Consider the following 24,147-nt stretch of genomic DNA (forward strand, 5'->3'; position numbering starts at 1 on the left):
CCGGTCAGTATTCGATGTCGCGCTGCCGGGTGAGCAACCATCCTGTTGCGGCGATCACGATCGCCCACAACATCATGATCACGACGCCCACGGTCCACGACGGTAGCGATTCGAGGGGGTCGGGGTTGGCGGCGTTGACGATCGCCCCGGCTGTCGCGGACACGGGCAGGACACGGCCGACTCCGTCGGCCCCGACAGCGCCGAGAACGAACCGGACGATCAGCTCACCGATCGTGTACCACGCCAGGATGCCAACCGCGCCGATCGTCGCCGATCGGGTGAGCAGGGTCAGACCGTTGCCGATCAGGGACCATGCGACCGCTGCCAGCAGTGCAGAACCCAAATGGGCGAACAGGGCTCCGTCGATGTGGAAGTTGTCGCCACCGAACGCGAGCAGCACCGGCAATGTCGCGATTTCGACGGCGAGGCACAGTGCGAGTGCGAACGCCACGGTCACGATGAGCTTCGATCCGATCACCACGTCGCGGTGCTGTGTCGAAAGGAAACTGGTTGCCAGGGTGCGGTGACGCAATTCGCTGCCGACGATCAGGGCACCGAACAGCCCCGAGAACAGCGCAGCCAGCGCAAGTGGGGTAGCCAGTGCAGTGATGGTGGCATAGCGATCGCTCGCGGCCAGTTCGTCGGCGCGGAAGGCGCGCAGGAGCGGAAAGGCGATCGCCGCCGCGAACATGCCGAGGAGGATCGGCACCAGCGCGACCAAGCCCGATTCCCGGATGCCGATCACTTTCCGGTATTCCGATTTCAGGGCGCCGATCATCGGGGGCCTCCCATGCCGGGCGGGTGCTGGTTGGGTGGGTGGTGACCGGGCGGGTGCTGGTTGGGTGGGTAGTGACCGGGCGGGTGCTGGTTGGGCGGGTAGTGACCGGACCGGTGGTGATTCGGATAGCCGTGCGGATATCCGGGTGACGGTTGGATCTGCTGCGCCGACGGTGGTGGAGGCTGGGTCGGCCAGCCGAAGGTGGGGACGCCGTATCCGGACGGGGCAGCGGCGCTGGCTCCCGCGACGAAATGTCCCGAGGCGATCTGCAGGTACAACTGATCGAGGTCGATTCGGTCACGCACGACGGCGTACACGGTGACGCCGGTCGACTGGGCGCTGGCGCGGACAGCGTCGTCCGGTGCGCCGCCCACTGCGAGTCTGCCGTCCACCAGCGATCGGGCGTCGATGTAGCCGCGCGCTGCGAGACCGGTCGCCAGGGCTGCCGGTGCGGAGCAGGCGATCACGAGCCGGTCCTGCTGTGCCCGACGGAGGTCGTCGAAACTCCCCTGGAAGGCGAGGCTTCCTTGGCTGAGCACCACCACGTGGTCGACGAGATCCCGGACGTCGTACAGGTGTGGACTGGAGACGAGGACACTGCCGCCGGCGGCGGCGAAGCTGCGCAGGAAACCGTTCAACCAGACCTTGTCCTCGGGGGTGAAGTCGTCCTTCGGCTGGTCGGGGAACACGTCGTCCAGGACGAGGATGTGGGGATCACCCAGGAGCGCGGTCGCGATCGCCAGCCTCAGGCGACCGCCCGGCGACAGTGCTTCGGCCCGGTGACGTGCGGAGTCGGCCATGCCCACCGCGGTGAGGACCTCGATGGCTCGATCGTCGGGTACGCCGATCGCCGCCGTATGGATCATCAGGTGCGACTGTGCCGTGCGGTGGGGGTGCAGGCTGTGCAGATCGAGTACCGCGCCGATCGTGCGGGCCGGACGCGTGAGTTTCCGGAACGGCATTCCGTAAACGACGGCGTCCCCCGACGTCGGCTTCACCAGACCGAGGATCGTGCGGAGCGTGGTCGTCTTGCCTGCGCCGGGGTGGCCGAGGAGTCCGGTGATCGAGCCGCGGCCGACCCGGAACGTCACGTCCGTCAACGCCGGTACGTCTTTGTAATCCTTCGACACATGGCGGACCGCGACGGGCGGTGCCACGGTGGCGTTACCCGGTGTGGCCGGACCGGTCGGTGCGGTCACAGTGCGTGCCCTCTCCTCGTTACGGCAATTCCTGCCCTGCGACATTACTTCACCCGGTTCCAGGACACGGTCGCCTGCGGCGGGGCATGCTGGATGTACTCCGATTGGGGAAATGACATGACCGACAGACGTCACAGTTCCGGCGCACACCTGACGCCCGCTTACACGGGTCGTATGTCAGTGGATCCGTTCCCGGCATTGCAGCTTCCGCAGGCACCGACCGACCCCGAGGCCGCGTACCGGTTCATCCACGACGAGTTGATGTTGGACGGCAGTTCTCGTCTGAACCTGGCGACGTTCGTGACCACGTGGATGGATCCGCAGGCCGACAGGCTGATGGCCGAGACGTTCGACAAGAACATGATCGACAAGGACGAGTATCCGGCGACGGCGGCGATCGAGGCACGGTGTGTGGCGATGGTCGCAGATCTGTTCCATGCGCCGGGTCTGTCGGCGACGGACCCGGCGAGCGCGACGGGTGTATCCACGATCGGATCCAGTGAGGCGGTGATGCTCGCCGGGTTGGCGATGAAGTGGCGGTGGCGCGCCGCTCGCGAGTCGGCGGGCGCGGACACGAGTCGTCCGAACCTGGTACTCGGCAGCAATGTTCAGGTGGTGTGGGAGAAATTCTGCCGCTACTTCGACGTCGAGGCGAAGTATCTTCCGGTGGCGCCCGGTCGGTACGTGATCACCGCGGAGCAGGTGCGCGAGGCGGTCGACGGGAACACCATCGGCGTGGTGGCCATCGTGGGTACCACCTACACCGGAGAATTCGAGCCGGTCGAGGAGATCGCCGAGACCCTCGACGGTGTGGCCGCAGCGGGTGGCCCGGACGTACCCATCCACGTCGATGCGGCGAGTGGTGGGTTCGTCGCACCGTTTCTGCACCCTGACCTGAGGTGGGACTTCCGGGTGCCGCGGGTGGTGTCGATCAACGTGAGCGGGCACAAATACGGCCTCACCTATCCGGGGATCGGTTTCGTGGTGTGGCGCAGTGCCGAGGACCTCCCGGAGGGTTTGGTATTCCGCGTCAACTACCTGGGCGGTGACATGCCGACCTTCACGTTGAACTTTTCCCGGCCGGGCAATCAGGTGGTCGGGCAGTACTACAACTTTCTGCGCTTGGGTCGTGGTGGCTATCTCGCTGTGATGGACACTCTGCGGGACACAGCCGTTCGGGTGAGTACTCGGTTGTCGAAACTCGAAGCGGTGAACGTGATCACCGATGGAAGCGCGATTCCCGTGGTGGCGTTCGAGCTGGTCGGAGAACCCGGATTCACGGTGTTCGACGTCTCTCACGAACTGAGGGCACGGGGCTGGCAGGTCCCTGCGTACACGATGCCACCGGACGCGGAGAGTGTTGCGGTGCTGCGCATCGTCGTCCGGGAAGGTTTCAGCGCAGATCTGGGGCGCTTCCTGTGCGAGGCGATAGAAACCGTATGCGCAGACCTACGGAAGAAGGGTGGCGGCCACTTCGAGGCCGAACACTTCGCACACTGAGTAGACCGTGTAGACCGTGTAGACCGTGTAGACCGTGTAGACCTTGGTCAGTTCGCGTCGACCTCCATGTCGATGACGAGCGGAAACTGTCGAGGCGGCGTACCGAAGGCGGCTCGGGCGTTCTTGATGACGCCCTTGCCGATCGCGCGGTTGCCGGCTCCACCGATGGCGGCCCCGATACCGGCTGGAACGAGCTTCCCCAGCACCAGCGCGCTGCGTTTCGCCGCGTACTTGGTGATCCATTTGCGCACCAGGGTGCTGTTCATGCCCCGCAAGGATCCACTGGACGTACGTGAGGTGAGAGCTGTGGTCCAGTTCTTCGCGGTCACTCCGGTGGCCTTCTCGACGATCTCCATGCCGGACTCACCGAGTGCGACAGCCAGCACGAGTGCCCGTCTCTGCTGGTGATCGGCGGGGGAGATGCCGTGCACTTCGGCGACCGCCAGGCTCAGCAGTGCGGAGGCTTCCAGGAAGAACGCGGATTCTGCGCCGACCGCGGCCAGGGACGCGACCGTGCCCACTCCGGGGATGGCGGCAGCCGCTCCGACTGCGCCTCCGCTGCCGGTGACTGCCGTCAGGAACATCTTCTCCATGCGCTCGATGATCTGTGCGGGCGACTCGTCGGGGTGCTCCCTGCGGACGCGGTTCACGTACTTTGCGACGGCGGGGGCCTGCAGACGGCTGCCGTTGTCCAGGACCGAAACGAGAACCTTCTCGATACGTCCGTCGGGCGCCTGATCATGCTGGCGGGCCATCGCTGCTCCCATCTCGTTGTGCGTGTGCGGTGTCGACTGTATGCGAATCCGCATAGGGTGGTTGCTGTGCAGACAGAGCGCGGAATGTCCGAGGGTGTTCACGGCATGCCCCCTCTCGCGCTGAGCAAGCTCCTGCACGGCTACGAGGGCTATCTAATGTCCGGGTTCGCTCCGGGTGTTCATCTCGGGTTGCCGTCGCCGTATCTGACCGTGGTGCTCACCCTCGACGGGCCCCTTACGGTGAACCACGCGGGGGTGAGCAACCGTTTCGACATGTTGGCGGCGGCATCTCCATGGCCGCCGTCTCCCTTCCACACAACGGCAATCAGCACGGAGTTCAGATCTCGCTGACACCGCTCGGTGCGCGGACGCTTCTCGGTTTGCCGACCTCCGAACTCGGTGATCAGGTCGTGGATTTGCGCGACGTCATCGGTGCCGACGCAACCGAGTTGCACGAACGGATCGCGGCCGAGGCCACCTGGTCGGGGCGGTTCGCGGTCTGCGACGACGTGTTCCTGCGCCGCGCCGACAATGTGGAGTTGCACGGCGATGTCCGCAGGAGCTGGCTGCGGTTGATCTCAGACGGCACGGTCAGGGTCTCCGAGGTAGCCGAGGAGATCGGCTGGAGTCGGCGGCACCTGGTGACCAGGTTTCGGGCGGAATTCGGTGTGTCACCGAAGGATGCGGTGCGGCTAGGTAGGTTCCATCGGTCTCACCAGTTGCTTCGCCAACCTCGGATTGCTGCGTTGTCGGATGTCGCCAGCGCGTGCGGTTACTACGACCAGGCGCACATGGCCAGAGAGTGGCGGGACCTCGCGGGCATGCCTCCGTCGGAGTGGCGGCGTTCGGACAACCTCGCCGTCGCCCAAGATCCATAGTTGCAAGACTCATTTTTCCAAGACACCGTGTGGCCGCCGACGCAGAGTGGAATGTATGAACACAACGAATGCACACACGGTTGTCTGGCCCACCCTCACCTACGCGGATGCCCGTGGCGCGATCAGATTTCTCGTCGACACCCTCGGATTCGTGGAGAAAGCGGTGTACGGGGAGGGCGACCGGGTCGATCATGCGGAACTCGCCTGGCCGGGTGGTGGCGGGGTCATGCTCGGCTCGAAACGACCGGATTCGGTGATCGGTGACCTGCCCGCCGGAGTCGGCTCCGTGTACATCGTGATCGACAATCCTGACGAACTGTACGAGCGGGTGGTGGCCGCCGGTTCCACCATCGCGCAGGGGTTGCGGGACGAGGATTACGGATCGCGGGGGTTCACGTGTCGCGATCCAGAGGGTGTGTACTGGAACTTCGGGACGTATCCGGGGGCCTGAGTCTCAGGCCGCCCGTCTCAGGCGGCCCGGTGTGACGCCGGAATCACCTCGTCCGGTTTCGGAGGCTGCGGTGGTGTGCCCGCTCCGAATGGGCGCCCACCGAGCTTCTCGCGCCCGTGCGGGGTGAGCCAATTCTTCAGATCCGGTCCCTTGGGGATGATTCCGTTGGGATTCACGTCTCGGTGGACCACGTAGTAGTGGGCCTTGATGTGCGTGAAATCGATGGTGTCACCGAACCCGGGAGTCTGGAACAGGTCGCGCGCGTAGTCCCACAGCACCGGCATTTCGGAGAGCTTGCTGCGGTTGCACTTGAAGTGGCCGTGGTAGACGGAATCGAACCGTGCGAGCGTTGTGAAGAGCCGAACGTCGGCCTCGGTGATGGTGTCGCCCACCAGGAATCGCTGCCCTGCCAGCCTCTCGGTCAACCAGTCGAGGCGCGAGAACAGGCGGTCGTAGGCCTTCTCGTACGACTCCTGCGATCCGGCGAAACCGCAGCGGTACACGCCGTTGTTGACATCACGGAACACCAGATCGGCGACCTCGTCGATCTCGCCACGGCGATCTTCGGGGTACAGGTCGGGGGCGCCGTCGCGGTGGTACTGCGTCCATTCCGTCGACAGGTCCAACGTCATCTGTGGGTAGTCGTTGGTGACCACCTGCCCGGTGGGGATGTCGACTATCGCCGGAACCGTGATGCCTCGCGGGTACTCGGGGTCGCGGGCGAAATAGGCATCTTGGATGCGCGGGATCTTCAAGACGGGGTCGACCCCGCCGGGATCGAGATCGAAGGTCCAGCTCCGCTTGTCGTGGGTGGGGCCGCAAATGCCCATCGACAGAACGTCTTCGAGACCGAGTAGGCGGCGAACGATGATCGCGCGGTTGGCCCAGGGACATGCGCGTGCCACGACGAGGCGATAGCGGCCTGGTTCGACCGGATAGCCGTCACGACCGTCGGCGGTTATCCGGGTTTCGATGTAGTTGGTGTCCCTCTTGAACGCCGCGCCGGGCTCGACGTAGGTGCCCTGCTGAGCGCATTCGCCTTCGTGGGGGGCGGTGTCGGTCATAGTGCATCATCTCCGTCTGCGGTGGCGGCCGTCCGGCACGCAGCCTACCCCGTATCTGGTTGAACATTCACAGACGTGTGCATACCAACTTCGCTGTAGCCGAGGGTGCGCGCCAGCGCGCGAGCCGCGAAATTGTCTCGGTGTACCCGGAATTGGGGAACGAGTCCGCCGTCGAGAGCGTCGTTGGTGGCGATGCGACCGATGACGGACGCGAAGCCTTTCCGGCGCTGATCGGGTGTCGTCAGCACGCCGACATCGGCTACGAACCCTTCGAATTCGGAGTATCCCGCTGTGGCAATGGGGGTCTCGTCGTCGCTGAGGAGAGTGAAGACGGTCTCGAGGTGCCCCACTGCGGATTCGGTGACGTCGTCGGGAGGGCACAGATCGGCGACGGCGCGGGCCTGGGCGGAATCGTTCGACACCAGGGGTTGTTCGTCGTCCGGGTCTGGAGGCGGGCCGGTGTAGTCGGCCGCGAGAAGCAGTACCTCGGGCCCTGTGCACCGGGCGGAGGGATCGTCGCTCGAGGCGAGAAGTGCGGCGGGGTCGGCGAGGTCCGCGAGACGTCCGTCGTTCATCGTCGCGGTCAACCGGGTGGGTCCGACGACGGTGCAGACGTCGCCGAGGCGAAGGAACGACAGGGCGCTCGTTCCCGGGGGTGTGTCCGAGGACCGAACGCCCGAGGTCGTCAGGGCGTCGTCGCCCAGTCCGAGGGCACGTGCCCAGGCGAGGCGCGCGATGGCGAGTTGATGCTGATCCATCCATCCACGGTATCGAGAACGGGAAACGAATCGGCATTGCCGGACCAGTCCGACGGGCGTATAGTCCTAACGGACTATCCCAGATGGGATAGGTGTCTGAGGAGGTGGCATGAGCGCTGGGACCAACCGGGAAGTGCCGGCTCCGACTCCGCTTGCGCTCACCGTTCTCGGGCTGCTCGGCGAACGCCCCATGCACCCGTACGAGATGTACCAACTGGCCCAGTTCCGGCGCGGTGACCGACTGGTGAAGATTCGGCGCGGCTCGCTGTATCACGCAGTGGACAGGCTCGAACGAGACGCGTTGGTGCGCGTCGTCGGGACGGACCGCGAGGGAAGGCGCCCGGAGCGCACCACCTACGAGATCACCGACGCGGGCCGCGACGCGCTCGAGGCCGCGCTCCGCGAGATGCTCGAGTCGCCGGTCAACGAGTACCCGCGTTTCCCCGTTGCCTTGGCCGAAGCGCACAATCTTCCGGTCGACGTCGTCGTCGGATTGCTGCGCCGGCGCATCGATGCGTTGACCGCCGAGATCGACGCGGTCTCCGAGACGTGGACACTCGCGGACGAGGCGAACCTGCCCCGCATCTTCCGGTTCGGCGACGAGTACCTGCAGGTTCTCGCCCGTGCCGAACGGGACTGGCTCGTCGATCTGACGGACGAGTTGGCGTCGGGGAAAACTCCCTGGCTCTCTCCCGAACTCATCGACAAAATAGCGGAATCGGTTCGCTTCAGGGGCGAACACACGGGCGGTCGAACCGTCACACGAACAGGGGGAACAACATGACAACAGGCAGTGTGCACTCCGAAGGCAGTACACAAGAGGGCAGTACGCAATCGGACCAGATCACCGAACGCAATCCCTGGCCGGCGTTGTGGGCGCTGGTCATCGGATTCTTCATGATTCTCGTCGACAGCACGATTGTCGCCGTGGCCAATCCGGCGATCATGAACGACCTGCAGGCCGACATCAACAGCGTCGTGTGGGTGACGAGCGCATACCTTCTCGCTTACGTCGTACCGCTGCTCGTCACGGGACGGCTCGGTGATCGCTTCGGTCCGAAGAACGTCTACCTGATCGGGTTGGTCCTCTTCACCGGCGCGTCACTGTGGTGTGGTCTGTCGGGAACGATCGAGATGCTGATCGTGGCCCGCGTGTTCCAGGGCTTCGGTGCGGCGTTGATGACCCCGCAGACCATGGCAGTGATCACCCGCACTTTCCCGCCGGACCGCCGTGGCACCGCGATGGGGCTGTGGGGTGCGGTGGCCGGTGTCGCGACCCTGGTCGGTCCGCTGGCCGGTGGTGTCCTCGTGGACAGCCTGGGATGGGAATGGATCTTCATCGTCAACGTCCCTGTCGGTGTGATCGCATTCGTCATGGCCTGGCGTCTGGTACCGGCACTGCCTACGAACTCCCACAAGTTCGATATTCCGGGTGTGATCCTGAGCGCTGCGGGCATGTTCTTCCTGGTGTTCGGAATCCAGGAGGGAAGCAGCTACGACTGGTCGGGGCTCGTACTGGCATCGATCGCGGCGGGACTGGTGATCCTCGGCGTATTCGTCTGGTACCAGTCGCGGAACCGGAACGAACCGTTGGTGCCGTTGAGTCTGTTCGCGGACCGCAACTTCTCGCTCGCGAACGTGGCGATCACGACGATGGGCTTCGCGATCACCGCCATGGTTCTGCCGCTGATGTTCTACACACAGGCGGTTCGGGGCATGTCGCCCACCACCTCGGCGTTGCTGCTCATTCCGATGGCGGTCTTGACGGGTGTGTTCGCGCCGTTCGTCGGCAGGCTGGTCGATCGCACCCATCCGCGGTACATCGCCGGGACGGGCTTCCTCCTTTTCGCGATCGCACTGGCCTGGTTGGCCACGGTGATGACTCCACAGTCGCAGGTGTGGGAACTGTTGCTGCCGATCGGACTCATCGGCTTTGCCAATGCCTGCATCTGGTCTCCGCTGGCCGCCACCGCGACACACAACCTCCCGCCGCAGAAAGCGGGTGCGGGCGCTGGTGTCTACAACACCACCCGTCAGGCCGGTGCTGTCCTGGGCAGCGCCGCGATGGGAGCTCTCATCACGGCACGACTGGCGGCCGGAGGAATCGATGGCGGTGGCGAGGAGTCGGCGATCGGGCAGCTCCCGGAGTTCGTGCGTGAACCGTTCAGTACCGCCATGTCCGAATCCATGTGGTTACCTGCGGCAGTCTTGCTGGTCGGGTTCGTGTGCGCGGTGTTCTTTGCCCGCCCGGTCCGGGCGACCCACACGGCTAGGGTCGACGCGGATCACGGAACCGAAACGAATCAGGAAAGAGCACTGCAGGATTGAGGAAGTTCTCGGGGTCGAAGGCACACTTGAGCGTCCACATCGCCGCGATGTCCGCACGCGTCAACGAGAGATCGAGGTAATTGCGTTTGAGGGTGCCCACCCCGTGTTCGGAACTGACGTTCCCACGATGCTTCCGAACGAGATCGAGGATCTCCGGGTAGAGGGCTGCGTCGTCGGGGCACCGCAACACGTTGAAATGGATGTTGCCCTCGCCGAGGTGGCCGAAGAGAATCGGTATGGCGTCGGGGACGAGTTCGCCGACGACTGGCACCGCTTCGCGGGTGAAGTCGGCCAATGCGTCCGCCGGTAGTGCTGCGTCGAATTTGACGGGCGGCCCGAACAATCCGACGAGGTCCGCGAACACTTCTCGGGCAGCCCAGACACGTTGACGTCCGGCCGTGTCGATACCGACCGCGGGCTCGCCGCGAACAGCACACCGTGACAGCGCGGTCGCCAGTTCATCGGTGCGATCGCGGTTGCCGGAGAACTCGACCAGAACGAACCAGGGCGGGCCGGTGGGCACGTCGGCGCCCAGATGCTCGTGTGCGAGTTGCAATCCACGGCCGTCGATCAGTTCGAGTGCGTCCACTCCGTCCGACGACAGCAGGGTGCGCCCGGCCGCGATCACGTCCTCGAGAGAGTCGAAACCGGCCAGGGCGCATACCCGGTGGGAGGGTTCGGGCCGAAGCCGTACGTCGACGGCTGTCACGACGCCCAAGGTGCCTTCGCTGCCGGTCCACAGCGACAGCAGGTCGTATCCGCTGTTGTCCGAACGCACCTGCGGGTGCCGTCGCACGATCGTGCTGTCGGGCAGGACCACCTCGAGTCCTGTCACCTGGGCGGACATGTTTCCGAAGCGCACCGTGTGCAGACCGCCGGCGTTGGTTGCCACCATTCCCCCGACGGTCGCCGAATCGCGGGAGGCGATGTCGACGCCGAACAGCAATCCGGCATCGGTCGCGACCTTCTGCAGCTGTGCGAGGGTGACTCCCGCGCCCACGGTGACCCGCAACTCTTCGCGGTCCACTTCGCCGATGTCGACGAGTCGGTCCGTGGACAGGAGGACGTCGTCGTGCTCGGGCACGGTTCCTGCCACCAGACCCGTACGTCCGCCCTGAACCGTGACCTTGACGCCGTGCGCTCGGCAGACGTCGAGGACCGACGAGACCTCGGCGGCATCGGCGGGGCGAACGCGAGCGCAGGCCCGGCCGGACCACCGCCCTGTGTGATCGGTGGACAGTGACGCCAGTACGTCCCGATCGGTGGTCACATGCCCTTCGCCGACGACAGCGACCAGCGCATCGTGCAGGTCTGCCGCGCAGGCATGATCGTCGGTCATACTCCCGATCGTAGGCCCGCGTCGTGTGGCACTCTTTCCACCATGGACGACTCCAGCACAAGCGAGCCTTCGCAGACCGATCAGCCCACCCGTCTCGAACGAACCACTACGGACGCAGGCGCGGACGTGGCGACCCTGACGTTCGCGCACGGTCCGCTCAACCTGTTCGATGCAGACATGTTCGCCTCGGTGGCGGCACGCATTGCCGAGTTGACTGCCAACCCGCCCCGTGCCGTGCTCCTGCGCGCCGAGGGCAAGGTCGTCTCCGGGGGTGTCGACGTCAACGTGTTCGCCGGGTTGAACGCGGAGCAGGGGACACAACTGTGGGAGGGCCTGTTCGCCGAGGTGTGTCACCCCCTCGAGGCATTGCCTTGCCCGGTGGTCTATTCCGCACACGGACTCACCCTCACTGCAGCGTTCGAGATCGCACTGGCCTGCGACATCATTCTGGCGTCGCCCAAGGCGAAGTTCGGGCTCGTCGAAACGGTGGTCGGGCTGACGCCGTCGATGGGTGGACCGCAGCGACTGGCCGAGCGCGCAGGGTCGGGCCGAGCCCGTGAGTTGGTGATGACCGGGGATCTCTACGACGCGGCCACGATGCACTCGTGGGGTGTCGTCAATGCCGTGCACGACGACGTCGATGCCGCCGCACGCTCCCTCACTGCCCGGCTGGCAGACGGTCCGACGAAAGCGCATGCCGCAACCAAGCAGATCGTGGAGGCGTGGAGGTCCGGAGGTGTGGCGCACGCGGACTCCGTGACGCCGACCGTCTCGGGAGACCTGTTCGAGACAGCGGACCTGATCGGTGCGGTTCGCAGCTTCCTCGACGTGGGACCGGGCAAGGCCGAGTACACGGGACGGTGAGCTGAATTGCTCGGTCCGGCTCGGTAAAGACCCGCACGCGCGCCGGGAACACGACGAACTGTGAGCTGCGTCATATAGTCTTCGGTACCGATCGTGTGCGGAGGTGCGGATTTTGTCATCGTTTGTGGAGTATCCGAACAGTCGACAGTTCTTCGGGGATCGTGCGATGGTGCGCGGCCGCGATGGATTGTTGCGGTACGGAGGCCTCGACCCATCTTTGTCGGAGTTGCTGGACGTCGCTGTGCACCGCTTCGCCGATCGGGTTGCAGTGGAGGAACTCGGTGGCAGGACCATGACCTACGCGCAGTTGTGGCAGTCCGCAGCGCACGTGGCAGGTGGCCTGAAAGCGCACGGTGTGGAGATCGGTGATCGCGTCGCGGTTCGTCAGCCGGTGGGCGTGCGCTGGGTAGAAGCCTTCCTCGGCGTCGTCCTCGCGGGCGGAGTCCCGGTCATGGTGAATCCGGCCTGGGATCGCACCCGCATCAGGCAGGTGGAGGCGGACAGCGGGTCGGTGCTTACGTTGGCCGCGGACCTCCCCGAGGATGTGCCGTTCATCGATGACGGCGCTGCACCGGACGAGATGGCATTGCTTGCCTACACCTGCGCTACACGTTCGGTCACGGGCGTCGAACTCACCAACGAGAACCTGCTGTCGAGTATCGAATCCGTCGTACACCTGTGGTGTTTCGGCACCGGAGGAATCCGCAATCTCTTGGTCGATCCTGATCTCGAGACGGTGAACGCGGTTGTCGAACTGCTCTCCACGCTGGTGATCGGGGGAACAGCCGTCCTCACCACGAGTACCGAAGTCCAGGCCTGGTGGTCGAGCGAAGCAGACGTCCTCACCGCCACAGCGGCTACGCTGCTGACCGCGCTCGACTCGCACGACGTCACCGACTTCGGCCGTCGTGCGGTGCGATGGATCGACTACAGCGGCAGCGGTGCGGTCGCGGAGGACACGAAGGTGCTGCGCGCCGCATTCCCTTCCGCAAAACACCGCGCCGGCTGGGGAATGGCCGAGACCTGTGGTGTCGGGTTGGTGCTCCCCGACGAGTGCGGCCTCAGCCACGCCGGCACCGTAGGACTCGCGTTCGGGGGCATGGAAGTGGCGCTGCACGGGCGCGATGCCGACCGTGGTCACGGGGAGCTGCTCTGCCGGGGCCCGGGTGTCGCGCGAGGCTACTGGAATCGGCCGGAGCAGACGGCGAAGACCTTCACCGGAGGATGGTTCCACACAGGCGATTCCGCGTCGATCGACGGTGACGGCTTCGTCCGGATCACGACGGGAGAGGCGGTCGCATGAGTCCCCCGGTCGCCGAGTTGCACATGCACATCGAGGGTTCGCTCGAACCCGACCTGATCTTCGAGCTGGCCGAACGCAATTCGGTAGCCTTGCCGTACCGCGACATCGACGACCTTCGTTCGCGGTACGAGTTCACCGATCTGCAGTCGTTCCTCGATCTCTATTTCGCGAACATGCAGGTGCTGCGTACCGAGCAAGATTTCGCCGACCTCACCCGCGCCTATTTTGCGCGGGCGGCTCGGAGCGGTGTCGCCCACGCCGAGATCTTCTGCAATCCGCAGGCCCACATGGCTCGTGGCGTGCCCCTCGGGGTTGTCGTCGACGGGATCATGGACGCAGTCGCGGCGAGCGAACGCGAGTTCGGGCTCAGCAGCGGTGTGATCGCGGCCGTGTTGCGTGACCGTCCGGTCCGGGAGGCCGTCGACATGCTGGCAGATCTGTTGGCGATGCGCGCACCGATCATCGGCATCGGCCTCGATTCGGCGGAAGTCGGGAATCCACCGTCGCTGTTCGAGGACGTCTTCGCGAGAGCACGGGCAGAAGGTCTGCACACGGTCGCGCATGCCGGCGAGGAGGGACCGCCCGAGTACATCTGGCAGGCGCTCGACCTGCTCGGCGCGGAGCGCATCGATCACGGCGTACGGGCCCTCGAAGATCCCGAACTCGTGCGCCGGTTGGTGGACGAGCAGATTCCGCTGACGGTGTGTCCGCTGTCGAACGTCCGGCTCCGGGTGGTCGACACGGTGAGTGTGCACCCGGTGCGCCGCATGATGACGGAGGGGTTGATCGTCACCGTGAACTCCGATGATCCCGCGTACTTCGGTGGCTATGTCGACGACAACTTCGCTGCACTGCGCGACGGTGTTGATCTGACCGAAGACGAACGAGACATCCTCGCTCGCAACTCGATTCGAGCGTCGTTTGCGAGCGAGGCGCGTAAGTCGGAACTACTCGCCGCGCAGTGAACTCGAATGCACAGGCCCCCGAGCGCGTCCGGTCGCGGTGGCAGCGTCCGTCAGTCTCCGAGGACCTGTTGCAGGTATGAGTTCTGGAACATCCGGCCCGGATCGTATACGTCTCGTACCGAGAGGAAGTCGTCGAAATTCCGGTACGTCGGCCGGAGATCGTCTGCAGTACGGCTGTGCATCTTGCCCCAGTGGGGGCGTCCATCCACTGCTCTCGCAATCTGTTCCACGGCGTCGAAATACCGCCGATGGTCTCGCCGGTGATACTGGTGCACGGCCACGTATGCGGTGTCCCTGCCGTTGGCGGTCGAGAGCCAGACGTCGTCTGCGGCGGCGAATCGCACCTCGACCGGGAAAGCGACCGTGAACTCGGACTTCTCGAGCCAGCTGTCGATCTCGGAGAGAACATCCGTGATCGATTCGACCGGGATCGCGTACTCCATCTCACGGAACCGGACCCGACGTGGTGAGGCGAATACGCGGTGGCTGTGGTCCGTGAACTCACGTGCGCTCAACACGCGGGACGTCACTTGATTGACGAACGGGATCGCTTTGGGTGCGAGTGCGGCGAACCTGTTGATGCCCTCGAAGGCAACGTTGGACAGCAGTTCGTCCTCGATGTAGGCGCGCACGGGGTGGGTCGGGGTGGTGGGGATGTTCCCGGGCATCCGGGTGTTGCGCTTCGTGAGGGTGCGGCGCGTGTGCGGGAACCAGTAGAACTCGAAGTGGTCGACGAACTCGCGGTCGTAATCGACTCGGGCCAAGGTGTCGTCGAGTGATTCCGGAGCCTCGACTGCGGTCATCGCGAAACTCGGCACGCAGCGGAGGGTGATCATCGAGAGGATTCCGACGGCGCCGAGCCCGAGGCGTCCGGCCTCGAAGAGGTCTACGTTCTCGGTGGCCGAACAATCCACCACGGAACCGTCCGCCAGCACGATCTGGAGGCCGACGATCTGGGTGGCGAGTCCACCGAAACCGGCGCCGGTGCCGTGCGTACCTGTGGAAATCGCGCCGGCGATGGACTGCACGTCGATATCGCCGAGATTGGTGAGGGCGAGTCCGCGATGCCACAGCAACTCGTTGAGATCATGCAGACGGGTACCGGCGAGGACCGTGACGTCCGCGCCGCCGTCGACGAGGTCGACCGATTCGATGCCGGACAGTGCGTCCAGGCCGATCAGGACGCCGTCCGTGACGGCGACTCCCGTGAACGAATGCCCAGCTCCAACGGCTTTTACGTGCAGTCCGCGGCGTGCGGCATCCTGCACGATGGACTGCAGTTCGGACACCGACTGTGGTGTTTCGAATCGGTGCGGGGTAGCCGATTGGGTGCCTGCCCAGTTGTGCCACGTTTTCACTGCCATGGATCACATCATGGACTTGGACGAGCGTCCAGGCAAATATGCGCTGCGGTTCGGGCCCGGCGTTCTAGGATCGGTACATGCTGAACAGGCTTCCGGCGAGTGAACGTCGCGCACAATTGGTGGAATCGGCGCTGGCCATTGCCGAGCAGAGTGGCGTGTCCTCGGTGACGGTGCGTGCAGTAGCCGAAGAGGCTGGCGTGTCTCTCGGGGTGGTGCATTACTGCTTCGAGAGCAAAGCGGCACTCCTCGGGGCGATGGGCGAGGCGATCGTCTTGCAATTGAGCGAGTCGCTTCGGTCCGCATTCGGTCAGGTTCACTACGCTCCGGAGTTGACCGGAGTATCGGGCCTGCGCGCGCTGCTGCATATCGGGATCAGTGCCATGTGGCCACTTCTCGAAGCCACCCCGGATCGTCAGTTGCTGACGTACGAGATCACCGCACAGGCCTTGCGGCACCGCGGAGCGGGCGAACCTCGGATCGGAGAGATCGCGACCGTGCAATACCGCACCATGGACGAGGAGGCCGTGCTCTTCTTCGAGGAGTGTGCAAACAGGACCAACGTGCGTTGGACGGAACCGGTTACAGCCATCGCCCGATTCGCTCTCGCGATGCTCGACGGGTTGGTGCTGCGTTGGCTGGTCGATCGCGACGGCGAGGCCATGACCGTGGCGCTCGACGACATGGTGCAGGTCGTCGCGTCGAAGGCTGTGGAGAACCGAACGGATTGAACTGGACATTCGTCCAACTCGATGGTTGACTCTGCTGTATCCGCGACGATTGGACGAATGATGACGCCGACACTCGACCGACTCATGGCAGCGACGCAGACTTTCGATCCGCCGTTGGCTGCAGTGGATGTACCCACGCTTCGCGCCAATGCGGAAGATCTGGTGCAGCGCGCCGGTGGCACTCCCGTTCGTGTGGCGAGCAAATCCGTGCGCTGCCGTGCGGTCCTCGAGATGGCGCTGGGGGCTGGACTGACCGAAGCCAACGGGTTTCGGGGAATCATGGCGTATTCCTTGCGCGAGGCAATCTGGCTGGCGAGGTCGGGTGCACGGGACATCCTGATGGGTTATCCCACAGCAGACCGCGCCGCGCTGTCGGAGCTCGCACACGACTCCGCGCTCCTCGAGCGCATCACTTTGATGATCGACTCTTCCGCGCACCTCGGGTTGATCCGCGATGCCGCAGGAACCGCGACGGTGCGTCCGCGGGTGTGTTTCGATGTCGACGCGTCTTTGCGGATCGGCCCGATCCACATCGGAGTGCGCCGATCCCCGCTTCGGGACCCGGCCGCAGTGGCGGCGCTGGCGCGAGAAGCCGCCGAACAGAACTTCGCCGTTGTGGGATTGATGTTCTACGAAGCCCAGATCGCTGGAGTGCCCGACACCTCGCCGCCTGTCGAATGGATGAAACGGGCGTCGGCAAAAGAGCTGTCCACACGCCGGCAGGCTGTTGTCGACGCAGTGCAGTCCGTGGTCGGCGAACTGGAGATCGTCAACAGCGGTGGTACGGGATCGCTCGAGGTGAGCTCCGCCGATCCCGCAGTAACCGAGGTGACGGCGGGCTCGGGGTTGTACACGCCCACCCTGTTCGATCGCTACCGTGCGTTCCGTCCGCGGCCTGCTCTGTACTTCGCCCTTTCGGCAGTGCGGAAACCAACTTCCAAGATCACCACACTGTTCGGCGGCGGCTACATAGCGTCGGGTCCGACCGGCAAGACGAGGGCTCCGTCGCCGGTATGGCCCGGCGGGTTGAAACTACTGCGTAACGAGGGTGCAGGCGAGGTGCAGACCCCGGTGGCAGGCTCTGCGGCAGGCGATATCGAGGTGGGTGATCGCGTCTGGTTCCGGCACGCCAAGGCGGGTGAGCTCTGTGAGCGGTTCAATGTGGTCCACATGGTCGATTCGGACGGGTCGCACAACACCGTTCCGACGTACCGCGGCGAGGGTCTCAACTTCGGTTGATCGTCGTCGTTCCGTGCGCCGTGAGCCGCATGAATGCGCCGAGGTCCATCAGCGACTCGGGTGTGGTGGGCACATATTCGGTCAACGCGATCGACCGAACCACGAAGGCCGCCCACTTCGCGCGGGACACCGCCACATTGAGTCGATTCCGTGACAGCAGAAACGACATGCCTCTCGGCACATCCTCGACGGCGGATGCCGTCATGGAGACGATGACGACGGGTGCTTCGCGACCCTGAAACTTGTCGACGGTTCCGACTTCGATTCCGCCGAGGCCCGCTGCTGCCAGACGCCGTTCGACGAGGGCGACCTGAGCGTTGTACGGGGCGACGACGAGGATGTCCGATTCACTCAGCGGATGGTGTGCGATCTTCTCGTGTGGATCGGACCAGTGCAGTCCCAGCAACTTGGTGGCGGTGGTGACGATCTCGTCTGCCTCCTCGGGGGACTGCGTCGCATTACCTCGATGGTCGACGTAAATGGGGTGCACACCCGGCTCGACGCCCGTGAGAATGCGTGCGCCGGAGACGGATTCCTGGGAGCGCAGACGGCCTTCGTACGACAGCGCCGAAACCGGGGCACACAGTGCGGGGTGCATTCGCCATGTTCGCTCGAGAAAGTACCCACGTTCCGGGGGAAGGGCGCCGTGTCCGGCCGCCAGCCAACCGAGTGCGGATTCGTCCACGGGCTCCGGGTGAGTGCCCTGACTGACCTGCGGCAACTGCTGAGGGTCTCCGAGTAGCAGCAGGTTGCGTGCAGCCACACTCACAGCAATGGTGTTGGCCAGCGCGAACTGTCCGGCCTCGTCGATCACCAGGAGGTCGAGCGACTCCGGAGGAACACGGTCGGTGTTGGCGAAATCCCATGACGTACCACCGATCACGCATCCGGTGGCCGCTGACCGTTCCAGAAACCCAGGGTATTCCTTCGACTCGAGGTCGGTCCACGGTGTGTCGCGTCCGCGCCCGTCCTTCTTGCCGACGAGTTCGGAGTCGAGACCCGCCTTGATGACACCCCGGAGCATGTTTTCGATGACCGCGTGTGATTGTGCGACGACGCCGATACGCCAATGATGCTGTTCTACAAGTGTCTTGACCACGCGTGCGCCGGTGAACGTCTTTCCTGTTCCCGGTGGCCCTTGCACGGCGACATAAGAGTCGTCGAGGTCGAGAACTGCTTCGGTGATCGCAGTGATGTAATCGTTGCCGTCGGCAACGGGCACCGGTCGACCACTCAGGGTGCGTGGATCGACGCGGCGCAGAATATCGACGGCGGCGGTGCGGGGCAGATCCGGCAGGCACGATGCCGTCCGCGCGGCGGCATCGCGAATGGAGGTCTCGATACGGTCGGTGGTGATCGGCGGCCCAGGTGTCAGTGCCATCGGCAGGTCCCCGTATTCGTCGCCGCTGAGGAGTTCCTCGACCACCACTACGTCCCTACGTTGTTCGTCCTTGCCCACCGAGACGACCTTCGCGGTGCAGGTGCCCCGAAGATGCGCATTCTCGCCGGCAACCGCATCGGGGGCGGGGGTGTCGTACAGGGCGTACATGGTGGAGCCTGCGCCGACGGTGCTGCCGGTCCCGAACCGGCCCACCAGGCTGGTGTGGCGGCGAAGCTTCCGTTGTCGCGGCGAACTCTTGTGCCACTCCTGCTCGACGTGCGCCGAGCCGACCAGCAGCACGTCGCGTACGTCGGACAAATCTGCCGATGCCTCCAAACGGTCGAAGTGCGCCCACCAGAACGGCTTCCGTTCACGCTTGTGGTAGCCGAGCGCAGCTGACATCAGGGCAGCGGCGCGCCTGTTGTCGGACTCGGCAGCCGTGCCCGCGGCGTCCGTATCGAAGGCGAAGTCGCGTAGCGCCGTCTCGGTGGGAGAAGGCTCTTCCACGACGGCGAGCGATTCCTGACCGCCCGAACGTGGGGAGATCGAATGCTCTTCGGCCTGCGCCAGTAGCCAATCGCGTAGGCGCAGAGTGGACTCGCAGTCGTACTCGTTGTAGTCCGCGATCCCTTGCAGTAAAGCGTCGGCCTCGTCATGTTTGTCGTCGTCACGAAGTGTGCAGTAATCGGCGTAGGCGACCACCGACGCCGCGGCGTCGGTGACGTCACCGCCGCGGTTGTGCTCACCCATGTACAGGGGTTCGAGCTTCTTGATGCTGTAGGAGCGTTCGCCGATTCTGAGTGCACCGCGCACCACCGGGTACAGATCGACGAGAATGTTGTCACGTAAGAGGTTGTCCACCACGTCCTCTCCCACCCCGTGCCGTCCGGCGAGGCGCAGCAACGCCGACTTCTCGTAGGCCGCGTAGTGGTAGACGTGCATGTCCGGATACCGGCGTCGACGGTCGGTGACGTAATCGAGAAAGTCGATCAACGCGGCGCGTTCCTGTGCACGGTCGTGGGCCCAGAACGGTGTGAACGTGAACTGGTCGGCTGTTCCCTCGACCACACCGAACAGATACTCGAGTCCCCAGTCCGTCGATCCGTCCTCGGTCCACAACGGATCGCCTTCGAAGTCGAAGAAGATGTCGCCGTCATCCGGCGCCGGGATCGCGGACAATGCCTCGGGGGAGTGGACGTGAAATTCGGGTTTCCCGGAACGTTCCTGGCGCAGTTGAATATCGGCTTGCTCCCGCAGGCCGGCGAGGGTGCGTGCGTGGATGCCGTCGATCTTGCCGTGATGTGTCGCGAGTTCGTCGATGGTGGTGACCCCGCCCGCCACTATTCGCGACCGCGACATCGAGCGCATTCCGGCCACCAGCATGAGGTCTCGATGCTTCTCCAATTCCGGCGCACAGGTATCGCAGCGTCCGCACGCCGTATGGCGCGGATCGCCCCACTCCGCTGCCCGGTCGCCGCGATGGTGGGTGTCGAGGAGTTGCTCGAGGGCGGATCTGCGCGCGTCGAACACGGGGCTGATGTCGCCCAACGAGTGCTCGGTGACGGTTCCGTCGCCGAGCAGGAGATGAACCTCGGGAGAGACGGCGATCCCGTTGTTCGCCAAGGCGTTCGCGTAGGCGGCCAGTTGCAGGAGAGCTGGAACGCGCGCATGCCGGGACAGCTTCGTGTCGTAAACGGCGACCGAATCCGTCTCGCGCACCAAGAAGTCGCAGAATCCGAGAAAGCGACCGTCGAAGAACGTGCCTTGGTAGACGGCGTCCGCACCGGATCGGACCGCGTTCACGGTGGCCAGGTTTGCGTCGAACAACGACTGACGATCGTGCCCGGGACGCTCCATGACGACTACGCCGTCTCCGAAACGATCTTGGAGACGGCGTAGGTGCGCTCGTTCATGTGCGTCACCGAGCCCGGAGGTTCGGGTCAGCATCGCGTCGTCCTCGGTGGGGGTGGCCTCTATACGCCCCAGCGTGGCGTCGAGACGCCGCAGCAGCCCGAACTCACAGGCCGCAGCGGAGGTGAGATCAGCGGCGCTGTAGACGATCGAATCGTCGAGTACGAACATGCGCCGATTGTGCCACCGGCCACCGACAACGAAATGTCAGGCGTAGAGCGCCTCGATCTCGGCCCCGTGCTCCTTGTGGATGATGTTGCGCTTGAGCTTCAGAGTCGGGGTCAGCTCGCCCGTCTCCTGGCTGAAGTCGACGGTCAGGAGGCGGTACTTCTTGACCTGCTCGGCGCTCGAGACCTTCTTGTTGCCCTCGGCCACCGCGGCATCGATCTCCGCGATCAGGTCGGGGTTCTTCACGACGTCTGCGACCGGAGTGTCCTCCGGAACGTTGTTGCGCTCCTTCCACCCCGGAAGGGTTTCCTCGTCGAGGGTGATGAGGGCGCCGATGAACGGCTTGGCATCTCCGACCACCAGGCACTGACTGACCAGCGGGTGCGCACGGATGGCGTCCTCGATCACAGCCGGTGCGACGTTCTTGCCGCCGGCGGTGACGATGATCTCCTTCTTGCGGCCGGTGATCGAGACATACCCTTCCTCGTCGATCGCACCGAGGTCGCCCGTGTGGAACCAGCCGTCCCGGATCGAGTCCGCGGTGGCCTGGTCGTTGTGCCAGTAGCCGCCGAACACGACGGGACCCTGCACGAGAAGTTCGCCGTCTTCGCCGATCTTGGCGGCGTGACCGTTGACCGGCTTGCCGACGGTCCCGATCTTCTGGCTCGCGGTGGTGTTCACCGAGAATGCCGCGCTCGTCTCGGTCAGTCCGTAGCCTTCGTAGACGGGGATGCCGACACCACGGAAGAAGTGACCGAGGCGGGCACCGAGTGCCGCACCGCCGGAGACCGCACGATCGCATTCACCGCCGAGGGCTGCCCGCAGCTTCGCGTAGACCAGCTTGTCGAACAGCGCGTGCTTGAGCTTGAGGCCCAGTCCCGCGCCGCCCTTGTCCTGAGCTTCACTCCAGGCGATGGCGGTGGCCGATGCCTTCTCGAAGATGTTGCCCTTGCCGCCGTCGTACGCCTTCTGCTTGGCAGAGTTGTAGACCTTTTCGAACACGCGGGGGACCGACAGGATGAAGTTCGGCTTGAACTCGGCGAACTGATCGAGCAGGGTCGTCAGATCGGCGGTGTGGGCCACCGTTACCTTGGCGTCGAAAGCGCCGAACGAGATGGCGCGAGCGAACACGTGGGCCAGCGGGAGGAACATCAGGGTGCGCTTGCCCGGCACCATCGCATCGCCCAACGCCAGTCTCACCGCCGCCGATTCCGCGTAGAAGTTGGAGTGGGTGAGCTGCACGCCCTTGGGCTTTCCCGTGGTGCCGGACGTGTAGATGAGGGTGGCCGGCGACGATGCACGCACCTGGTGGCGGCGTTCGTGCAGCTGCTCGTCCGTGACGGACGCGCCGCGAGCCGTGAGATCGTCGATGGCACCGCCGTCGATCTGCAGAACCTCACGCAAGGCCTCGGCCCCGGATGTCACCGTTTCGAGGTTGTCTGCCTGGGCCTGGTTCTCGAGGACGAGGAGTGAGGTGGCGGAGTCTTCGAGTATCCACTTGGCCTGGTCGGGAGAGGACGTTTCGTAGATGGCAACCGTGCAGCCACCGGCCGTCCAGATGGCGTAGTCGAACACGACCCACTCGTACCTGGTGGCCGACAAGAGTCCGACGCGGTCACCCAGTTCGACGCCCGAAGCGATCAGGCCCTTGGCCACTGCCGAGACCTGCGCCGCGAACTCGGCGGCGGTGACATTCACCCATTCCGAGCCTTGCCGACGCTGAAACGGAACGAAGTTCGGGTCTTCGCTCGCGTGCCGGAACGCGGTGTCCGCCATCGAGGCGTCCTCCGGGATCGAGAACGACTGCGGTACCGAGAATTCACGCACTTCTACCCCATCCTCTGAATCATCATGACGAGTGTGCATTCGATCACATTCTCGGCGCTTTCGCACCACCGCCACTGTCCGATATGGGTGTTTTCACCGGCAGCCTGGGGAAATGGGCGCTATGCGGCCTGCATCGATACCTGGTTGGGTGGGCTGTCGACGGTCCGCCGCGGCAGTCCGATGCCGGCCAGGGTCATCAAATGCGACCACGTGGCGTCCCCGCCGGCGCCGCAGGCCTCGAGCCACGCGTCGTGAATCTGTTCGAGCGCTGCCTGATCGCGTGCGGCGTCGACGAGGTCGCCGATGCTGTCGATCCGGCGGTCGTACAGGAGTGCCGCGGCCTGCTGGATGTGCCGTGCCTCGATCGGGACGCCCGTAGCGGAGTAGCGACGCTTGTAGCTGGCGACCTTGCCGGCCCACTGGTCGGAGCTGCCCACCTCTTCGAATGTCCGCAGCAATGCGCGGGCGCCGTCCGTGACGGGCTGTTCGTGACGCGCACGGCGGTATGCGACATATCGGTCGACGACCCCGATGTCGTCGTGTCCGAGATGAGACTGAACCGATTCGATGATGCACAGCGCGAGGCTGTGCCGGTAGTCGGTTCCGAGTGCGTCCGGTGCGTCGGTCGAGGTGGTCACGAGATCCTCCAGGTGCAGTACTTCGTGCTCTGGAGGATGTATCGGCGCGGTCGGACGAAATGTTGCAGTTCGGCTACAAAAGATTGCTGGCTTCCGTGTCGGTCAGTTGATGGAAGTCGTCGTATGCGGCGCCGACACCGCCCAGATCGGTCGGGAGCCAGGGGCAGACGACCTCGTCCGCGACGACGTTCACCCGCTGCACGGCCTCGGGGCAGGCCACGGGGACGGCGACGATCACCCGATCGGCCTTCTCGGCGCGGACCGAACGGCAGGCAACCGCCACGGTGGCTCCGGTGGCCATTCCGTCGTCGACGAGGACGACGGTTCGTCCGTGCAGTTCGATGCGTGGGCGTCCGCCCCGGAGTACGCGGGCACGCCGGGCCAGTTCGAGACGCTCGTCGGCCTCGACCTTCTTCAATGCCAGGGGAGAGACCCGCGAATGCCGCACGACGTCGTCGTTCATCACGCGGGTCCCGCCCTCACCGATTGCGCCCATCGCCAACTCGGGCTGCCAGGGCAGGCCCAATTTTCGGACCACCAGAACATCCAATGGCGCGTGCAGGGCGAGTGCCACCTCTCGACCGACGGGGACGCCGCCGCGAGGTAGAGCCAGTACCACGACGTCGACCCCCCGCAGATGAGTGAGCGAGTCGCACAGTGTGCGTCCCGCTGCGGTTCGGTCGGAGTAGTGCATCTGTCGATATCTCCG

Annotated in this window: 22 protein-coding genes; 11 read left to right on the forward strand and 11 right to left on the reverse strand. The window is 64.8% G+C overall.

Annotation, left to right across the window (positions count from 1 at the left end):
• Positions 1 to 4: 4 nt before the first annotated feature.
• Both ACZI8Q_RS06305 and ACZI8Q_RS06310 read right to left on the reverse strand, forming a co-directional pair.
• The gene (locus tag ACZI8Q_RS06305) at positions 5 to 778 is read right to left on the reverse strand and encodes an ABC transporter permease (RefSeq protein WP_463372655.1); all 774 of its coding nucleotides are present in this window, start codon (positions 776 to 778) and stop codon (positions 5 to 7) included.
• Positions 775 to 1,977 (reverse strand): ATP-binding cassette domain-containing protein, encoded by a 1,203-nt coding sequence (locus tag ACZI8Q_RS06310; protein ID WP_463372656.1) that lies wholly within the window; start codon positions 1,975 to 1,977, stop codon positions 775 to 777. Before ACZI8Q_RS06310 ends, ACZI8Q_RS06305 begins: the two co-directional genes overlap by 4 nt.
• Positions 1,978 to 2,094: 117 nt before the next feature.
• Between ACZI8Q_RS06310 and ACZI8Q_RS06315 the strand changes: the two genes are divergently transcribed.
• On the forward strand, positions 2,095 to 3,477 hold the full coding sequence (locus ACZI8Q_RS06315; RefSeq protein WP_463372657.1) for a glutamate decarboxylase: 1,383 nt from the start codon (positions 2,095 to 2,097) through the stop codon (positions 3,475 to 3,477).
• A gap of 47 nt (positions 3,478 to 3,524) precedes the next feature.
• Here ACZI8Q_RS06315 and ACZI8Q_RS06320 read toward each other — a convergent pair whose 3' ends face one another.
• Complete coding sequence (locus ACZI8Q_RS06320; RefSeq protein WP_463372658.1) at positions 3,525 to 4,232, reverse strand: hypothetical protein; 708 nt, start codon at positions 4,230 to 4,232, stop codon at positions 3,525 to 3,527.
• Between the two features lie 66 nt (positions 4,233 to 4,298).
• Between ACZI8Q_RS06320 and ACZI8Q_RS06325 the strand changes: the two genes are divergently transcribed.
• Genes ACZI8Q_RS06325 through ACZI8Q_RS06335 form a run of 3 tightly spaced genes read left to right on the forward strand, consistent with a single transcriptional unit; the run spans position 4,299 to position 5,561 of the window.
• A complete protein-coding gene (locus ACZI8Q_RS06325; RefSeq protein WP_463372660.1) occupies positions 4,299 to 4,583 on the forward strand; it encodes a hypothetical protein in 285 nt (94 codons plus the stop codon).
• Entirely contained in the window at positions 4,526 to 5,110 is a 585-nt protein-coding gene (locus ACZI8Q_RS06330) for a helix-turn-helix domain-containing protein (RefSeq protein ID WP_463372661.1), read from the forward strand. The genes ACZI8Q_RS06325 and ACZI8Q_RS06330 overlap by 58 nt, the downstream gene beginning before the upstream one ends.
• 55 nt (positions 5,111 to 5,165) lie before the next feature.
• Positions 5,166 to 5,561: a VOC family protein gene (locus tag ACZI8Q_RS06335; RefSeq protein WP_463372662.1), complete on the forward strand. Its 396-nt coding sequence runs from the start codon at positions 5,166 to 5,168 to the stop codon at positions 5,559 to 5,561.
• Between the two features lie 17 nt (positions 5,562 to 5,578).
• Here ACZI8Q_RS06335 and ACZI8Q_RS06340 read toward each other — a convergent pair whose 3' ends face one another.
• Together ACZI8Q_RS06340 and ACZI8Q_RS06345 are read right to left on the reverse strand one after the other, a co-directional pair.
• Positions 5,579 to 6,625, reverse strand: a complete 1,047-nt coding sequence (locus ACZI8Q_RS06340; RefSeq protein WP_463372663.1) for a glutathione S-transferase family protein — start codon at positions 6,623 to 6,625, stop codon at positions 5,579 to 5,581.
• Positions 6,626 to 6,669: 44 nt separating this feature from the next.
• Positions 6,670 to 7,383, reverse strand: coding sequence for a GNAT family N-acetyltransferase (locus ACZI8Q_RS06345; RefSeq protein WP_463372664.1), 714 nt, complete (start codon positions 7,381 to 7,383; stop codon positions 6,670 to 6,672).
• A 109-nt stretch (positions 7,384 to 7,492) separates the two neighbouring features.
• Here ACZI8Q_RS06345 and ACZI8Q_RS06350 point away from each other — a divergent pair, with 109 nt between their 5' ends.
• Positions 7,493 to 8,167: a PadR family transcriptional regulator gene (locus ACZI8Q_RS06350; protein WP_463372665.1), complete on the forward strand. Its 675-nt coding sequence runs from the start codon at positions 7,493 to 7,495 to the stop codon at positions 8,165 to 8,167.
• Positions 8,164 to 9,711 (forward strand): MFS transporter, encoded by a 1,548-nt coding sequence (locus ACZI8Q_RS06355; protein ID WP_463372666.1) that lies wholly within the window; start codon positions 8,164 to 8,166, stop codon positions 9,709 to 9,711. The genes ACZI8Q_RS06350 and ACZI8Q_RS06355 overlap by 4 nt, the downstream gene beginning before the upstream one ends.
• On the opposite strand, the gene ACZI8Q_RS06360 is transcribed toward ACZI8Q_RS06355, so the two are convergent.
• Positions 9,653 to 11,050: an FAD-binding oxidoreductase gene (locus ACZI8Q_RS06360; RefSeq protein WP_463372667.1), complete on the reverse strand. Its 1,398-nt coding sequence runs from the start codon at positions 11,048 to 11,050 to the stop codon at positions 9,653 to 9,655. The genes ACZI8Q_RS06355 and ACZI8Q_RS06360 overlap by 59 nt on opposite strands.
• 42 nt (positions 11,051 to 11,092) lie before the next feature.
• Here ACZI8Q_RS06360 and ACZI8Q_RS06365 point away from each other — a divergent pair, with 42 nt between their 5' ends.
• The 3 genes from ACZI8Q_RS06365 to ACZI8Q_RS06375 all read left to right on the forward strand — a co-directional run bounded on the left by ACZI8Q_RS06365 (position 11,093) and on the right by ACZI8Q_RS06375 (position 14,182).
• Positions 11,093 to 11,914, forward strand: a complete 822-nt coding sequence (locus ACZI8Q_RS06365; protein ID WP_463372668.1) for an enoyl-CoA hydratase/isomerase family protein — start codon at positions 11,093 to 11,095, stop codon at positions 11,912 to 11,914.
• A gap of 103 nt (positions 11,915 to 12,017) precedes the next feature.
• Complete coding sequence (locus ACZI8Q_RS06370) at positions 12,018 to 13,217, forward strand: class I adenylate-forming enzyme family protein (protein WP_463372669.1); 1,200 nt, start codon at positions 12,018 to 12,020, stop codon at positions 13,215 to 13,217.
• A complete protein-coding gene (locus ACZI8Q_RS06375) occupies positions 13,214 to 14,182 on the forward strand; it encodes an adenosine deaminase (protein ID WP_463372670.1) in 969 nt (322 codons plus the stop codon). The genes ACZI8Q_RS06370 and ACZI8Q_RS06375 overlap by 4 nt, the downstream gene beginning before the upstream one ends.
• A 50-nt stretch (positions 14,183 to 14,232) precedes the next feature.
• Here the strand turns inward: ACZI8Q_RS06375 and ACZI8Q_RS06380 are convergent, their stop codons facing one another.
• Positions 14,233 to 15,546, reverse strand: a complete 1,314-nt coding sequence (locus tag ACZI8Q_RS06380; RefSeq protein WP_463372671.1) for a D-arabinono-1,4-lactone oxidase — start codon at positions 15,544 to 15,546, stop codon at positions 14,233 to 14,235.
• Between the two features lie 77 nt (positions 15,547 to 15,623).
• Between ACZI8Q_RS06380 and ACZI8Q_RS06385 the strand changes: the two genes are divergently transcribed.
• Both ACZI8Q_RS06385 and ACZI8Q_RS06390 read left to right on the forward strand, forming a co-directional pair.
• Complete coding sequence (locus ACZI8Q_RS06385; protein WP_463372672.1) at positions 15,624 to 16,274, forward strand: TetR/AcrR family transcriptional regulator; 651 nt, start codon at positions 15,624 to 15,626, stop codon at positions 16,272 to 16,274.
• A gap of 60 nt (positions 16,275 to 16,334) precedes the next feature.
• Positions 16,335 to 17,513 (forward strand): amino acid deaminase/aldolase, encoded by a 1,179-nt coding sequence (locus ACZI8Q_RS06390; RefSeq protein ID WP_463372844.1) that lies wholly within the window; start codon positions 16,335 to 16,337, stop codon positions 17,511 to 17,513.
• Here ACZI8Q_RS06390 and ACZI8Q_RS06395 read toward each other — a convergent pair.
• The 4 genes from ACZI8Q_RS06395 to ACZI8Q_RS06410 form a co-directional block, all read right to left on the reverse strand.
• Positions 17,500 to 20,976 carry a TM0106 family RecB-like putative nuclease gene (locus tag ACZI8Q_RS06395; RefSeq protein WP_463372673.1) on the reverse strand — a complete coding sequence of 1,159 codons (3,477 nt, stop codon included), beginning with the start codon at positions 20,974 to 20,976 and terminating at the stop codon, positions 17,500 to 17,502. The two genes, ACZI8Q_RS06390 and ACZI8Q_RS06395, sit on opposite strands and share 14 nt — an antisense overlap.
• 36 nt (positions 20,977 to 21,012) lie before the next feature.
• Positions 21,013 to 22,800, reverse strand: coding sequence for an AMP-dependent synthetase/ligase (locus ACZI8Q_RS06400; protein ID WP_463372674.1), 1,788 nt, complete (start codon positions 22,798 to 22,800; stop codon positions 21,013 to 21,015).
• A gap of 119 nt (positions 22,801 to 22,919) precedes the next feature.
• Complete coding sequence (locus ACZI8Q_RS06405; RefSeq protein ID WP_463372675.1) at positions 22,920 to 23,438, reverse strand: hypothetical protein; 519 nt, start codon at positions 23,436 to 23,438, stop codon at positions 22,920 to 22,922.
• A 73-nt stretch (positions 23,439 to 23,511) separates the two neighbouring features.
• Positions 23,512 to 24,132: a phosphoribosyltransferase gene (locus ACZI8Q_RS06410; protein ID WP_463372676.1), complete on the reverse strand. Its 621-nt coding sequence runs from the start codon at positions 24,130 to 24,132 to the stop codon at positions 23,512 to 23,514.
• Positions 24,133 to 24,147: the final 15 nt, after the last annotated feature.

It is taken from the genome of Rhodococcus quanlei (assembly GCF_055231015.1).

What these genes read in the sequence shown, in the direction of transcription:
- ACZI8Q_RS06305 (WP_463372655.1), bottom strand. Translation starts at nt 778, where the DNA reads ATGATCGGCGCCCTGAAATCGGAATACCGGAAAGTGATCGGCATCCGG.
- ACZI8Q_RS06315 (WP_463372657.1), top strand. Translation starts at nt 2,095, where the DNA reads ATGACCGACAGACGTCACAGTTCCGGCGCACACCTGACGCCCGCTTAC.
- ACZI8Q_RS06320 (WP_463372658.1), bottom strand. Translation starts at nt 4,232, where the DNA reads ATGGCCCGCCAGCATGATCAGGCGCCCGACGGACGTATCGAGAAGGTT.
- ACZI8Q_RS06330 (WP_463372661.1), top strand. Translation starts at nt 4,526, where the DNA reads ATGGCCGCCGTCTCCCTTCCACACAACGGCAATCAGCACGGAGTTCAG.
- ACZI8Q_RS06335 (WP_463372662.1), top strand. Translation starts at nt 5,166, where the DNA reads ATGAACACAACGAATGCACACACGGTTGTCTGGCCCACCCTCACCTAC.
- ACZI8Q_RS06340 (WP_463372663.1), bottom strand. Translation starts at nt 6,625, where the DNA reads ATGACCGACACCGCCCCCCACGAAGGCGAATGCGCTCAGCAGGGCACC.
- ACZI8Q_RS06345 (WP_463372664.1), bottom strand. Translation starts at nt 7,383, where the DNA reads ATGGATCAGCATCAACTCGCCATCGCGCGCCTCGCCTGGGCACGTGCC.
- ACZI8Q_RS06350 (WP_463372665.1), top strand. Translation starts at nt 7,493, where the DNA reads ATGAGCGCTGGGACCAACCGGGAAGTGCCGGCTCCGACTCCGCTTGCG.
- ACZI8Q_RS06355 (WP_463372666.1), top strand. Translation starts at nt 8,164, where the DNA reads ATGACAACAGGCAGTGTGCACTCCGAAGGCAGTACACAAGAGGGCAGT.
- ACZI8Q_RS06360 (WP_463372667.1), bottom strand. Translation starts at nt 11,050, where the DNA reads ATGACCGACGATCATGCCTGCGCGGCAGACCTGCACGATGCGCTGGTC.
- ACZI8Q_RS06365 (WP_463372668.1), top strand. Translation starts at nt 11,093, where the DNA reads ATGGACGACTCCAGCACAAGCGAGCCTTCGCAGACCGATCAGCCCACC.
- ACZI8Q_RS06375 (WP_463372670.1), top strand. Translation starts at nt 13,214, where the DNA reads ATGAGTCCCCCGGTCGCCGAGTTGCACATGCACATCGAGGGTTCGCTC.
- ACZI8Q_RS06380 (WP_463372671.1), bottom strand. Translation starts at nt 15,546, where the DNA reads ATGGCAGTGAAAACGTGGCACAACTGGGCAGGCACCCAATCGGCTACC.
- ACZI8Q_RS06385 (WP_463372672.1), top strand. Translation starts at nt 15,624, where the DNA reads ATGCTGAACAGGCTTCCGGCGAGTGAACGTCGCGCACAATTGGTGGAA.
- ACZI8Q_RS06390 (WP_463372844.1), top strand. Translation starts at nt 16,335, where the DNA reads ATGACGCCGACACTCGACCGACTCATGGCAGCGACGCAGACTTTCGAT.
- ACZI8Q_RS06395 (WP_463372673.1), bottom strand. Translation starts at nt 20,976, where the DNA reads ATGTTCGTACTCGACGATTCGATCGTCTACAGCGCCGCTGATCTCACC.
- ACZI8Q_RS06410 (WP_463372676.1), bottom strand. Translation starts at nt 24,132, where the DNA reads ATGCACTACTCCGACCGAACCGCAGCGGGACGCACACTGTGCGACTCG.